This is a genomic window from Microcoleus sp. bin38.metabat.b11b12b14.051, from assembly GCF_013299165.1.
Taxonomy (GTDB): domain Bacteria; phylum Cyanobacteriota; class Cyanobacteriia; order Cyanobacteriales; family Microcoleaceae; genus Microcoleus.
Genome location: NZ_JAAFKD010000002.1, coordinates 308,028 through 322,247 on the forward strand (window position 1 = coordinate 308,028; position 14,220 = coordinate 322,247).

The 14,220-nt window shown below is 44.9% G+C and carries 7 protein-coding genes; 6 read left to right on the top strand and 1 reads right to left on the bottom strand.

The genetic code is table 11. The annotated features are described in order from the left end of the window. The first annotated feature begins 21 nt into the window (after positions 1 to 21). The 5 genes from QZW47_RS03930 (at position 22) to cheB (ending at position 9,763) form a co-directional block, all read left to right on the top strand. Positions 22 to 1,443, top strand: a complete 1,422-nt coding sequence (locus QZW47_RS03930) for a methyl-accepting chemotaxis protein (RefSeq protein WP_293124189.1) — start codon at positions 22 to 24, stop codon at positions 1,441 to 1,443. 174 nt (positions 1,444 to 1,617) lie between these two features. Then, positions 1,618 to 3,423 (top strand): methyl-accepting chemotaxis protein, encoded by a 1,806-nt coding sequence (locus QZW47_RS03935; protein ID WP_293124191.1) that lies wholly within the window; start codon positions 1,618 to 1,620, stop codon positions 3,421 to 3,423. Positions 3,424 to 3,836: 413 nt separating this feature from the next. Beyond that, positions 3,837 to 5,720, top strand: coding sequence for a methyl-accepting chemotaxis protein (locus QZW47_RS03940; RefSeq protein ID WP_293124193.1), 1,884 nt, complete (start codon positions 3,837 to 3,839; stop codon positions 5,718 to 5,720). A gap of 336 nt (positions 5,721 to 6,056) precedes the next feature. Next, the gene (locus QZW47_RS03945) at positions 6,057 to 8,546 is read left to right on the top strand and encodes a hybrid sensor histidine kinase/response regulator (RefSeq protein ID WP_293124195.1); all 2,490 of its coding nucleotides are present in this window, start codon (positions 6,057 to 6,059) and stop codon (positions 8,544 to 8,546) included. Positions 8,547 to 8,668: 122 nt separating this feature from the next. Then, positions 8,669 to 9,763: a chemotaxis-specific protein-glutamate methyltransferase CheB gene (gene cheB, locus QZW47_RS03950; RefSeq protein WP_293124197.1), complete on the top strand. Its 1,095-nt coding sequence runs from the start codon at positions 8,669 to 8,671 to the stop codon at positions 9,761 to 9,763. A gap of 153 nt (positions 9,764 to 9,916) precedes the next feature. Here the strand turns inward: cheB and QZW47_RS03955 are convergent, their stop codons facing one another. Further along, positions 9,917 to 10,306, bottom strand: a complete 390-nt coding sequence (locus tag QZW47_RS03955) for a response regulator (RefSeq protein WP_293124199.1) — start codon at positions 10,304 to 10,306, stop codon at positions 9,917 to 9,919. A gap of 1,111 nt (positions 10,307 to 11,417) precedes the next feature. On the opposite strand from QZW47_RS03955, the gene QZW47_RS03960 reads away from it, so the two are divergent. After that, the gene (locus tag QZW47_RS03960; protein ID WP_293124201.1) at positions 11,418 to 14,201 is read left to right on the top strand and encodes a GAF domain-containing protein; all 2,784 of its coding nucleotides are present in this window, start codon (positions 11,418 to 11,420) and stop codon (positions 14,199 to 14,201) included. The last annotated feature ends 19 nt before the right edge of the window (positions 14,202 to 14,220 follow it).

The window sequence follows — 14,220 nt, forward strand, 5'->3', positions numbered from 1 at the left end:
AAAATAAATATTAGAAACAAGATGCTGCTCGGATACCTAGCGCCAGCAGCTATCTACTTAGCGTTACCAGTCATAGTTATTGCTACTACCAATAAGGTTTTTGAAACTTTTAAAGAAGTAGAAAGGGTAGAAAATTTCATCGGAGAAACAAGTAATATGTCCGTAGGTGCTGAGCAAATGGTACGGGGGATGCGCGGCTATTTAATTAATAAAAATCCACAGTTTTTAAATGATTTTAGAATAGGTGCAGATTTAGCTCGTAAGTCGGCGATTAATGTAGAGCCCATCGTTAAAAATCCCCTACAAAAAGCCCGTTTGCAGAGAATGAGGGAGCTGGTCAACGAATATTATGATGGTTCTAACCAGATAGTTCGCTTATTTCAAGAAAATCAAACAGCCCAAGCCCTTGCTATATTTAATACAGGCAAATACACAAAATTTGTGAATGAATTTGTGGAAGTAAACCGAGACTTTCGAGAAACAGAATTACAAATTATTAAACAAGAAACGCAAATTACGAAGGAAGCTTTAAGCTTTTTGGTATCAATGCTGGTGGTGGGTTCGGTGGTGTTAGTCCTGTTTGGTGCGAGTGTTGCTTGGCTGATTTCCTTAGGAATTGCTGGAACGATCGATCGCGCAATTAGTTCGATCGCCAGTTCTTCCTCCGAGATTGCCGCCACAATTGAACAACAGGAACGGATGGCCAGCCAGCAAGCAGTCTCAGTCAATCAAACCACTACAACAATGGACGAATTGGGTGCATCTTCTAGGGCGACTTCACAGCAGATAGAAGCTGCCGCATCTCAAGCAATGCAAGCTTTAATGTTAGCTGGTGGCGGCACAAAAGCTGTCGAACAAACTTTAGAAGCAATGGCAACACTGAAAACCAAAGTCCAGGATATGCAAGGGCAAATTATGCAGTTGAGCGAGCAAACCGATCGCATTGGCAACATCTCAACTGTAGTTAGCGATTTGGCAAATCAAACTAATATGTTAGCACTAAATGCGGCTGTCGAAGCAGTGCGAGCGGGCGAACACGGCAAAGGTTTCGGCGTTGTCGCCTCAGAAATTCGCAAACTTGCCGATCGCAGTAAAAAATCTGCCGCACAAATAAATCTCTTAGTCGCTGATATTCAGCGGGCGATTAACTCAACCGTAATGGTAACAGACGAAGGAACTAAAACTGTGGACTCTGGCGTAAATATTGCTGAGGAAACCGCAGCGGCATTTGCTGGGGTAGCTGATGCAATTAACAACGTGGTTTTGAGCTCTCAGCAAATTTCGCTGAATGCCAAACAGCAAGCAATTGCGATCGAACAAGTGGTAGAAGCTATGAACTCCCTCAACCAAGCAGCAGCACAAACGGCTTGCGGTATCACTCAAACTAAAATCGGTACACAAAAATTGAATGAAGCTGCTTTAGATTTAAAAGCAGTTGTGTAGAAGAGTTATCATTTATGAGAGTTTATTCAAAAAATGCAAGTGCAAGCAAGATCCCAAACCAGATACTGAGCATTCCTTCGGCAAATCCGCAAATCCGCAAATCTGCAAATTTGCAAATATTCAAATCTAAAATCTAAAATCTAAAATCTAAAATCCCATGAGTTATTAATAATTATGCTCCCAAAAATCAAAAAATTGTCTTTAAGAATTAAAGCGATTGTTTTTGCGATCGCCCTCAGTACCGTCCCAGTTATATTGACAGGAACGATGACTTATGTATTTGCCAGCCAACACCTGACTAACTACGTAATTAAGTATCAAGAATCACGGGCGGTCTCTACTGCAAATCAGGTGAAAAACTTGATATTAGAACGCTATCATGAAGTTGAGGATATGGCTAATCTAAGTATACTGAACGACCCCCGAGTCAGCCAAACCACATCACCAAATCAAAAACAAGCTGTGTTAGATAAATATATCACAGCAGCGGATGGCTATGACAGTATTGCAGTCGCCGACTTGCAGGGAAATACTATTTTGCAATCGAGCGGAGAAAAAATTATAGATATCGAGAAGCGCGAGTATTTTCAGGAAGTCATCAAAACTAATCGTCCTACAGTTGTGCAACCCAGAAAGTCATTTATTAATGGCAAATACGCCATTTTTGCTGCGGCTCCCGTGATCGAATTAAACACAGGAAAAACTATCGCAGTTATCAGAACTCGCACGCCTACAACTTATTTAGAGCAAAGTTTTCATGAAAACCAAGCACAATTAACGAGAGAATCGAAGGGATTACAACAAGAGCAATACCATTTAATTGATGGCAATGGCAAGTTTTTTTCCGCAACAGAAACTGACCAAGTGAGCAGAGATGCAAGGTCAGACTTTAGTGTTTTCAAAAGAATGCAATCCCTGAGAAGAATTGACAGTGCCATAGATATAGATCGCATTAATGGAGCTGAGCAACTAATTACTTACGCCCCTATTGAAACATCCAAAGAACTGCCAGAATTGGGTTGGAGCGTGATTATTGCCAACGACAAAAAAGAGGTATTTGCTCCGCAAAATGAGTTGCTGTATGCTTTGATGGCAGGAGTTGGCATAACTGTTGCTGTTGTTAGCGCGATCGCAATTTTTATAGCTAGTCGCACTACTCGCTCGGTAAATAACATTGTGCGGGCGATCGCCTCTTCTTCCTCACAAATTGCTGTCAGCATCGAACAACAGGAGCGCATCGCCAGCCAACAACTATCTGCTGTCGATCGCACTGCGACTACAATGGACGAATTGGGCGAATCAAGCCAAGCTTGTGCCTCGCAAGCCGAAGCCGCTGCTTTCGGGGCAGCCCAGGCTCTGCAACTCACGGTAGGAGGGAGTCAAGCGGTAGACAACAGCTTGAAACAAATGGCAAATTTGACAGAAAATGTCGGAGCAATTCAAAAGCAAATTTTGCATTTGAGCGAGCAAACCGATCGCATTGGCAATATCTCCAGTTTAGTCAGTGATTTAGCCAACCAAACAAATATGCTCGCCCTCAACGCTGCTGTCGAAGCAGTTAGAGCGGGTGAAAGCGGCAAAGGATTTGCTGTAGTTGCGAGCGAGATTCGCAAATTAGCCGATCGCAGTAAGGAATCTGCCAGCAAAATTAATGCCTTAGTTGCCGACATCCAGAAAGCGATTAGTTCGACAGTAACAGTGACGGATGACGGCACAAAAACAGTGGAAAATGGCGTGAAAATTGCCCGCAAAACTGCCGACGCATTTGCTGGAGTCGCCTCGGCGATCGATCGCATTGCTTTGAATAGCAAACAAATTTCTGTTACATCCAAAAATCAGGCGATCGCCATTCAGGATGTAGTTGAAGCCGTCAACTCTCTCAACCTCGCCGCCCGGGAAACGGCCTCCGGCATTTCTCAAGTCAAACTCGGCATTTCTCAGCTCAACCATGCAGCACAAAATCTAAAATCAGCAGTGTAGTGGAAGGAAGAGGGCATCAAAGACTATATTATAGCAATCGCCACAGCGGTGAGGACATAAATAACCTGATGAATAGAGCCTAGAGCCCATAGCAGAAACCGTTTGATTTCCTTGACGAAGCAACTCTTCGACTCCCCTCGACTTCGCTCGGGGCAAGTCGCTCAGCGCGCAAGCTGTCCACTCTTCGACTCCCCTCGACTTCGCGGGCGGGCAAGTCGCTTTTCGCGCTCTTCTGTCAACTGTCCCAGGTCAACTGCTATAAAGGCTACATCAAAGGCAGGTGATCTTCGGAGAAGTCGCGAGCAAGCAGGCGATCGGGTAAACAGAGGCAATTTTTATCATCAATAAATAAAATTTATTTCCCATTAGCGATTACCAATTCCGAATTACCGATTACCAATTCCTAATTACCCATGCTCAATAAGTTTTTCCAAAAAATCCAACACCGAGTGCTACTGCTTTTAATTTTAAGTACCTTGATTCCAGTATTTCTGGTAGGCTGGTATGGAATTTCTTCTTCCGCAGCAGCACTGCAAACTTTAGCATTAAGCAATCTTGATGAAAGTGTAGCTTCTAGCGGAGAGAAAATCGTTAACAATTTGCAAAATATCAGTTACGATGTTTTAATTCTCAGCAAATCTCCCCCTATTCAAGGAATGATTAGAGCCAAAGAGGGCAATGGAGTAGACAAAGAAACTAATTCAACTTATCAAAATTTGGCACAGCGAATGCAAATTATATTTTCATCAATGATGGAAGTCAAGCCATATTATATGCAGTTGCGCTACATAGATGAGAAAGGTAATGAACTCGTGCGCCTAAATTATGATGGAAAACAAATCAAAATAATTCCCGAATCCCAACTACAAAATCAAGCTAATAGAGATTATTTTTCGGCAACCATGAATATCAAAGCTGGAGAAATCTATGTGTCCCAATTCAATCTGAATCAGGAGCGCGGTAAAATAGAAATTCCTTACAAGCCAACCATTCGCCACGCTACTCCAATTTTTGATGCCAAAGGAGAAAGAAAAGGTATTTTAATTGCTAATTCCTTCGGGCAGAATTTGATCGATATAGTTAAAAATATCAATCACGAAGGTTCAGAGCAAGCTTTTATATTCAATCAAAAAGGTAACTATATATACCATCCCAATCCTAAAAAAGAATGGGGCTCGGAAATAAAAACAAATGAAAATATCACAAAAGATTATTCAGCAGAGATAGTGAATCTACTTCTTTCTGGCGGCCAAGGAAATATTGATGTCGGTGACTTAGTGATTGGTTACCATACAGTATTTTTGACAAAAGACAGCCACAAAAATTTTGTGGTAATTGTCAATGAAGCACAAAAAAAATCGCTCTTTGCTTCAGTTTTTGCTTTAAAAAAAATCGCCACTCTTATTACTGTATTTTCCCTAGGTACTGTACTGGCATTAGGATTTATTGTCCTGCAACAACTAATTAAGCTGATCCGAGGAATAATCTACGAAATATCGTCATTTTCCCTGCAAATATTATCTAATATGAACCAGCAAGAGCAAGTAGTGGGCCAGCAATTTCTGTCTGTCAATGAAACAACTGCAACTCTAGAAAAATTGGGCATATCTTCTCGACACACAGCCGAGCAAGCTGAGGCTGTTGCAGCAGCAGCTCTCCAAGCTTTAACACTAGCCCAAGAAGGTACTCAAATGGTTGACCAAACTCTCAATCAAATGCTGAGTCTCAGACAAGCTGTGACAGCAATTTCTCAACAAAATCAGCGCTTGGGGGATAGCACGAGTCAGATTGGTAATATCTCGGCTTTGGCAAACTTAGTTAGCGATTTAGCTGCTCAGACAAATATGCTGGCTCTGAATGCCGCTGTCGAAGCAGTGAGAGCTGGGGAGTATGGCAAAGGTTTTGCGGTGGTAGCCAGCGAGATTCGTAAATTAGCAGATGAAAGCCAACAAGCCGCACAAAAGATTAATGGTATTATTCCAGAGATTAAGGGCGCGATCGAATCGACAGTGAAAGCAACCGAAGAAAGTCGCAAAATAGTCGTGGCTGGGGTAAAAACGGCGCAGGATACGGCAGAAGCTTTTACGGGGGTTCGGGAAGCTTGCAATCTGGTGTTTGCTAGCAACCAGCAAATTTCTTTGAATATTAAACAGCAGGCGATCGCTATTGGGCAAGTAGCTGATGAAATGAACTCTTTGAACCGTACTGCATCTCAAACTATCAGCGGCATTAGTCAAGTCAAACTAGGCACTCAAAAACTCAATCAAGCTGCTTTAAATCTTAAGTCTGTAGTCTAAGAAGTCAGTAGTCATTAGTCATTAGTCATTAGTCATTAGTCATTAGTCATTAGTCATTAGTCATTAGTCATTAGTCATTAGTCATTAGTCATTAGTCAGTAGTCAGTAGTCAGTAGTCAGTAGTCAGTAGTCAGTAGTCAGTAGTCAGTAGGTAGGGGCGGTGCCCCCGTGCCCGCCCTCAGTAGTAAGTAGTCAGTAGTCATTAGTCAGTAGTCATTAGTCATAAACAACAAGAAAGAGGTAATATTAATTACCAATTACCAATTACCAATTACAATTACAATTACCAATTACCAATTACCAATTACCAATTACCAATTCCCCAAATAAATACCTATGATTGAAGATGAAGAACTCCGAGGTGTATTTAAAGTTGCTAGTGAAGAACACTTGCAGAAACTCGACGATGGATTGCTGTACTTGGAACAACACCCCGGGGACTCAGCTAAGCTAGAAGAATTGCTGCGGGAAACCCATTCTCTTAAAGGCGATGCGGGGATGCTGGCGGTTAAAAATGTCGCCTCTTTAGCTCATCAAATAGAGCATATTTTGGGAGGTATCAAGCGGGGAGAGACTCAACTAAATCCAGAGATTAGCGATCGACTTTCCCAAGGTTTAGACGCCATCCGCAAACTCGTTGACGAAGCCGTAACGGGTAAAGACTCTGGTGTCAATACATTTTACGTCCTCGCTAGCATGATGGGCGCTTCTAACAAGCCCCAGCCCGCCGCCCCCACAGCAGAGCCAAAATCCTCAGAAATACCAGAAGAAGCATTAATAACAACGGAATTTACTGATTCGGAAACTGCTCCAATCGAAAGCAATAGTGAAACTTATTGGCCCACTAACTTAGATAATAATTACTCTGTTTCGACGCTACAATCAGAGCAAGAACTGCTGCTGCAAGCTCAAAAAAAATCTGTCGCTAATGGCTCGGTTACAGCACCGACTTCCCAAACAAATGTTACCGCTTCGTCTAGCTCATCCTACCGCATCGAAACAATCCGCGTTGCTACGGAAAATTTAGACGATTTAATGACTCAAGCTGGGGAACTAACTGTTACCAAAACTAGGCTAATTCACCGACTTAACGATATCGAAAAACTTACCAATCTGTGGGAAAATTGGAGCAGGGAAGCTTTTATGAATCGGTTGGTTTTTCATCAGATAGCATCCGAAAAAAATGGTATTCAACAAAACGCCCTGATCGTGCAGCTACAGAGTTATTACCAGCGTACTGAAGAAAGTTTAGAACGTTTGGGAATTCTAGCAAATCGATTGAAAACTAGAGTAGATGAAGATACGACTAGACTCGAATTAATTGCCGAGGAATTAGAATCAGGAATTCGCACTCTCAGATTGCTGCCTTTGTCTACTATTTTTAATCTATTTCCCCGAGCGGTGAGAGACTTGGCTAAGCGGGAAGGGAAAGAGGTTGAATTAGTCATTGAAGGTGGAGAAACTAGAGCTGACAAACGCATTTTAGAAGAAATGAAAGACCCTTTAATGCACATGATTCGCAATGCGATAGACCACGGGATAGAGACGCCCGTGGAACGAGAAAATCTCGGCAAAAATCGCGCAGCTACTCTCCGAATTAAAGGCTACCAGACTGCTAGCAATATAGTCATTGAAATTTCTGATGACGGCCGGGGTCTGAATCTCGATCGCATTAAACAAACTGCTGTAAGACGCAACATTTGTACGCCTGAAGAACTCGCGGTTATGACAGAAAGCCAAATCCAAATGCTGATTTTTGCTCCGGGTTTTTCTACCCGAACATTTGTGACTGAAATCTCGGGACGCGGGGTGGGTTTAGATGTAGTTCGGACGAATGTTGAAGCACTAAAAGGTAGCATTCAAGTTGAGTCTTTATCCGGTAAAGAATGCACTTTTTGCCTGCAAATAGGCACGTCACTAGCTACTGCTAATGTATTAATTGTAGCTGTTGATGGTATTGCTTATGCGCTGCCAATAGAGTTTATTGAAACTGCAAAATTTGTGGTAAATTCGGAAATATTTTCCCTGGAATCTAAGGCAACTATAATTTATGAGGCTCAACCACTATCTGTAGCTTATTTGGCGGATTTACTCGATGTGAATAATAGAGAATTGCTGCAAAAATATCGCGTTCAGAGACCGGATAGTTGGATAAAATTTAAGAGAAGAACGGAGGGAGAATCCCTGACATCAGACGATCGGAAAATGTCTTGTATTGTTTTGAAAGTTGGGGAGGAAAGATTGGGATTATTTATAGATGCTTTGATTGACGAACAGGATGTGGTAATTAAACCTCAAAGTCAATTGCTCAAACGGGTGCGAAACGTTTCAGGTGCAACGATTTTGGGGACGGGGGAAGTTTGTATGGTGCTCAATCCCCACGATTTGATCAAGTCTGTACGCCAGCAAGTTTTGTCGCGCGGGGTGGCTGGCGCGCGATCGCCCATTGAGACCGTCAGCCGCAAACAAGTTATACTTTTAGCGGAAGATTCGATCGCTACCCGCACTCAAGAAAAGCGCATCCTCGAAGGTGCAGGGTATGAAGTGGTGACAGCAGTAGACGGATTGGATGCTTTCAACAAATTAAAAACTCGCTATTTTGATGCTCTGATTTCTGACGTACAAATGCCTAATTTGGACGGTTTGGGACTGACTGCTAAAATTCGAGAGCAAAAAGAATATAGTGAGTTACCGATTATTTTGGTGACATCTTTGGCCTCGGATGAAGATAGAAAAAGAGGCGCTGATGCTGGGGCTAATGCTTATATTCCTAAAGGTACGTTCAATCAAGATGTATTAATCGAAACTTTGAAAAGGTTAGTTTAGTTGGAAAATGGGTAGGGAATTGTCAAAAGTCATGAGGCTCAAATCCTGATTTTCAATTACCAATTACCAATCACCAATTACCGAAAACAATCTAAAATCTAAAATTTAAAATCTTAAATCCTATGATATTATCGCCGATTAAAGTTTTGTTAGTAGAAGATTCCCCAGTAGCTACGATCGTTCTCAAGCGAATTTTGGATGGTTCGCCAGAAATCCAAGTTGTGGGAACGGCTTGTAACGGCTTAGAAGCGCTAGAATTAATCCCGAAACTTCAGCCACAAGTCATCTGTACCGATTTGAATATGGCACAAATGAACGGGTTAGAATTCACCCAGGAAGTGATGAAGAGATACCCGCTACCGATTTTAATCATTAGTGCTTCTGTCCAAGCAAAGGATACTCAAAATGTCTTTGAACTGATGAAAGCAGGTGCATTAGATGTTTTCCCGAAACCTATTGGCGGGTTGGCGTCTGACTACGATCGCCTCGCAAATGAATTAATCGCTAAAGTCAAAGTTTTGTCGGGAGTTAAAGTATTTACTCGGCATCAAAAGCTGGGATTAATCGAAACAGGCGATCGCCGCCCCAGGCAAAATTTTCATCAATTACCAATTCACAATTACCAATTATCCAGCAAAAATCTCAATTCTCAAACTATTAAGTTATTGGCTGTGGGGGCGTCTACGGGCGGGCCGCAAGCGCTGCACTCGATTATTTCGCAGTTTCCGGCTAATTTACCAGTGCCGGTAATTTGCATCCAGCACATCAGTGAGGGATTTTTGCAGGGATTGGTTGACTGGTTGGGTTTTGAATCTAAACTGCCGGTCAAAATAGCGGGTTGTGGGGAATTCCCGCAAGCTGGTATTGTTTATTTTCCGCCGGAAAAACGTCATTTAGAATTGGATGCTCAAGGACGATTTATTTATTCGGAAGCTGCTCCTGTCGCGGGACATTGCCCCTCTGTTACGGTAACATTTGAGTCAGTTGCTAATTTTTACGGTCGCGGGGCGGCGTCCGTGTTACTAACGGGAATGGGCCGAGATGGTGCTGAGGGTATGTTAGCGATCGCCCGAGTCGGCGGCTTGACAATTGCTCAAGATGAGGCGAGTTGCGTTGTGTTCGGAATGCCGAAAGAGGCGATCGCCCTGGGTGCGGCCCAGCACATTTTGCCCGTCAGCGCGATCGCTCCTCTGCTGTTGGCGAAGTTAAAACTTTAGGATTTAAATAAAATATCGCGGTTTGCACTTACATCAGGTAGGGGAATTAGCAACTAATCAAATAAGGTTTTACTCGCGGATTCTAGCGCTTTTGGTGCTGGCAGCACACCCTACATATAAAGGACTGTTTCTTTGATGTAGGGCGGGTAAATTTTATGATTTTAGATTGATAAACTTACCAATTACTTCGCGCAACTTCTCAGCATCAAACGGCTTAGTAAGATACTCGGTTGCTCCCGCCAAACGTCCCTGTACCTTATCAAAGGCTCCATCTCTGGCTGTCAGCATGACGATCGGCAAATTCTGAAATTGAGGCAAGCTACGCACCGTCCGGCAGAGTTCCAATCCGTCAATTCCAGGCATCGAAACATCAAGCAACAAAACCGAAATTTGTTCGTGATAAATCGTTGACAAGGCGTCCACTGCATTGTCTGTCACCAGAACTCGAAATTCTTTGCTTAAAGCTTGTTTGACAAGTCCTTGCATCACAACGCTATCATCAACTGCCAAAATAGTTGGTACTTGACTGCTATTTGCAGACATATGATTCTCCCGGTTTATTTATATTTCTTGAAAATAGCAAACATAATTCCCGCCGTCATTCGATTTGAGATTGAATAATTTTAGATTTCCTCCACTGATGAATCTGGAAGCTGGAAACTTATAGCATTTCTCAGAAAGATTCGCGGACGTTTGCGGTAATTGGTAATCGGTAATCGGTAATCGGTAATGAAAGAAAGGCAATCAATAAACAGCAAGGCTCGTTGGGCATCTGGTGTAGTGCTTTCTTACCCCCCTTCGGCAACGCGCGCGAGGGTAAAATTACCCATTACCCATTACCCATTACCCATTACCCATTACCCATTATCAGACATACCTAATCTTTTTGAGACTCGGCTATATCTCTAAAATTGGGATCTAAATCTTGATGAGTGTCGGGGGCTTGCATCCATTTTTGGGTCGGTCAATTTTTGAGAGTTGCCTCTACGAAATAACTGCCAACCTTGACGCGAGCGTTAGTAGAAACCCCAGCCCTGTTTCTTTGCCCTCAAACTCGAAAATAGGGATTGCCAGAGGGGGCGATCGGCGATTACAAGAGTTGCCAAATGTGCATCCGATCCCAGAAACCCTCGACGCTGGAGTTTGAACAACTATTGTTACAAAGTTTAACATTTGGGTAATCTTTCGTAGTTCATTTTTTGACTGTAGTTGAGCTACGTGCCGCACAGCCCGGTAAACCGCACTGGTATTGTGGCACAAACCAATTATTTTAATCTACCAGCAACCCTGCTACCCACGATTAGATAAGTCTGTTAAAATACAATTAAACTTTTTATGAAATTCTATGTAAGGTATGCGGTATTTATTTTTGAAGGGTGCTTCCTCCCAACCGAGGCAATACGGTTCACCCAGCCGGAGGCATTCTAAAGCATAGTCAACTCGAAGTATACTTTCTACAGTATTAGATTTGTGGTGCTCTCTAACTCCCATAACTCAAAAGTTTTCATGTCAGTCAAAAGGTAGGCCCGAGTTGGCGCAAGCAGTCTGGGCGAGACTTGCGCCTACAGTAGTCTCCCTGGACAAAATTCATAGCTCGTTTTTATCGGTCAGTATTGAGAATGGCGGTTGCCAGCAATTAGATGGGCAGTTATACATGATGAAAGCACCCTTGTCTTTTGGTAAAAAAGTCTTCGATCTCGATCGCATCAACTTGTATCAACTTTTGGGATCTGCTCCGGAGGATTGCTTTGACGATTTGGTGGGCTTGGCAGCTCAAGTGAGCCGAACTCCTATTGCTTTTTTGAGCTTGATTGATGCTAGCCGCCACTGGTTGAAGTCGCTCTTAGGTATCGATCGAACTTTTGCCCACCGTTACCTAAATTTTTGCGATCGTGCGAGCGATCCAACTCCGGCAGATATAGCCATCAGCTCAAACTCTCTCTCGGAATGTGACCGGGCAAATTCCCTGCAAAAACCTGCGGTTGCTCCCGCACCAGCAACCGCGCTCCCTGCAAATTCCTTCCGGGAACCGCCCGCCGCCGTCATTGTCCCAGACGCTTCCACAGATGTGCGATTTATCGATCATCCGCTCATGGTTTCCGATCCCTTCGTGAAATTTTATGCCGGCATCCCAGTCGTTACCTCAAGCGGACAGATGCTGGGAGTGCTGTGTGTGATGGACTCCGCACCAAAAGACTTGACAAAGGAAACCATTGACAGCCTGCAAACTTTGGCGCGGCAAGTTGCGAATTTAATAGAGCTGCGCTGGCAATTAGTCAAAGCGCAGAAAGAGGCAGCAGAGTTAGAAAATATCACCTCCCAAGAGCAGCAAATCTCGGAATTAGCTCGCTCAAACCAGGACTTTTTGTGGGCAGTACAGACGCCACAGAGCAGGACGAGAATATTTCCCACACCAAAGCTCGCGATGCTGGGGGAAACAGGCAAATCTCCTGATTTGCCCGAAACTTCAGCCTGCATCGGGTACGATACCAAAGAAATCCCCGAAATATCGCCCCTAGGCCAGCCAACGCCAGACTTGCTGAGCGAGCGATCGCCCCTGGCAACCCTGCAAGCAAAAATCGGTGCAGCCCTCCGGCAAGGCGGGACAATATCGGCCACCCTCAGCCGCTGCACCGACGCAATGGTAGACGATATGGACGCCTCTGGGGCGAGTATCTGGACGTTCAACCCCCAGACAGAGCGGCTAGAATTGCAGGCGACTTCAGGACTCAGCAGCCAAGAGTGGGAAGCGGAAATAGAAGATTGGGTGCGAGCCGAACTGGGAAAAATCCCAGCAGCTCCGGTGTTCCTGCTTTCGCTGCCGTCCCTTTGGGCCATTGCCTATCCGCTGATTGTGGAGGAGCGGCTAGTGGGAGTGATGGCTCTGTCTAGCAGCCAAGCCTTAGCCGTCGGAGCTTTAGAAGTTCTGGGATGGATGGCTAACGCCCTCGCCGTAGCGATCGATCGCCTCAAGGCCCGACAAGAATTGTTGAGCCGCCGCGAAGGCTTGCTGTTTGGCCTCGCCAGCCAGATGCGAAATTCCCTCGACCTCGACAAAATTTTAGATACGGCTGTTAACGAGATTCGCAACTTGTTGCAGGTTGACCAGTGTTACTTTTTGTGGTATTCAGTATCGCGACACGGACAGCCGAGCTTTGCGATGACCCACGAGGCGGCAAATCCCGAACTCAAGGAGCGGCTCGCAGAATATCCGATCGACCAAGTAACCCTGCTAGCCGAGAAAATTCGCCACCGCCAAACCCTGCGGATCGGCGACGCTGCTACAGCACCCTGCATCGAACCCCTCACACGAGATTTTTTGACCGATGCTGGGATTGTTTCTAAGCTGCTGTTGCCGCTCAAGACTCGCTCGGGTCAAATGGGGGCGGTAGTTTGCAACCATTACAGCAGCAGCCGTTCCTGGGCGGCGAGCGAAGTGGAATTGCTGCAAGCGGTGGTGGATCAACTGGCGATCGCGATCGACCAAGCCGAACTTTACGCCCAAACCCGAGCAGCCGCCTTAGCCGCTCAAACTCAAGCCCGCCAACTCACCGAAACTTTGCAGAGTTTGCAGCAGAAAGAAGCTCAGCTCATCCAAAACGAAAAAATGTCCTCTCTCGGTCAAATGGTCGCCGGCGTTGCTCACGAAATCAACAATCCCGTTAATTTTATTTACGGCAACTTGACTTATTGCGAGCAGTACGTCAAGGATCTGCTGGATTTGCTGCGCTTGTATCAAAAGCACTACCCGGAGCCGGCCCCGGAAATTCTTGACAAAAGCGAAGAAATCGATATTGATTTTGTAGTGCCGGATTTGCTGAAAATTCTGTCTTCCATGGAGATGGGAGCCGAACGCATCCGCCAAATAGTCCTATCTCTGCGGAACTTCGCGCGGCACGACGAAGCCGAGATGAAGCCGGTGGACATTCACGAAGGGATTGACAGCACGCTGCTGATTTTGCAGAGCCGTTTGAAGTCAAACGGGCTGATACCGGGAATTGAGATAATTAAAGACTACGGCGCTTTGCCGAAGGTAGAGTGCTATCCCGGACAGCTCAACCAAGTATTTATGAATATTTTGGGGAACGCGATCGACTCTTTGGAACCTCAGCCCGCACCCAAGACGATCGCCATCTCGACGGCGGTGGTGCCCTGTGACTCCCAGGATCGTCAGTCAGGAAAGTCGATCGGTCAACTTGCCGTGATTCGGATTCGCGACAACGGGCCAGGATTGGCCCAAAAAGCCAAATTGCGCTTGTTTGACCCTTTCTTTACCACCAAGCCAGTAGGTAAGGGCACCGGACTCGGCTTGTCGATCAGCTACCAAATTGTGGTGGAAAAACACGGCGGCACTTTGACTTGTATCTCAGAACCAGGACAGGGAGCCGAGTTCAGGATAGAGATCCCGCTGTATCGCCCCGTGGGCCTCAAGCAATAAACCCGCAGGCGATCGGTTG

Excerpts from the sequence above, each read along its gene's own strand:
- cheB (WP_293124197.1), top strand. The coding sequence starts at position 8,669 with ATGATATTATCGCCGATTAAAGTTTTGTTAGTAGAAGATTCCCCAGTA.
- QZW47_RS03930 (WP_293124189.1), top strand. The coding sequence starts at position 22 with ATGCTGCTCGGATACCTAGCGCCAGCAGCTATCTACTTAGCGTTACCA.
- QZW47_RS03960 (WP_293124201.1), top strand. The coding sequence starts at position 11,418 with ATGATGAAAGCACCCTTGTCTTTTGGTAAAAAAGTCTTCGATCTCGAT.
- QZW47_RS03940 (WP_293124193.1), top strand. The coding sequence starts at position 3,837 with ATGCTCAATAAGTTTTTCCAAAAAATCCAACACCGAGTGCTACTGCTT.
- QZW47_RS03945 (WP_293124195.1), top strand. The coding sequence starts at position 6,057 with ATGATTGAAGATGAAGAACTCCGAGGTGTATTTAAAGTTGCTAGTGAA.
- QZW47_RS03935 (WP_293124191.1), top strand. The coding sequence starts at position 1,618 with ATGCTCCCAAAAATCAAAAAATTGTCTTTAAGAATTAAAGCGATTGTT.
- QZW47_RS03955 (WP_293124199.1), bottom strand. The coding sequence starts at position 10,306 with ATGTCTGCAAATAGCAGTCAAGTACCAACTATTTTGGCAGTTGATGAT.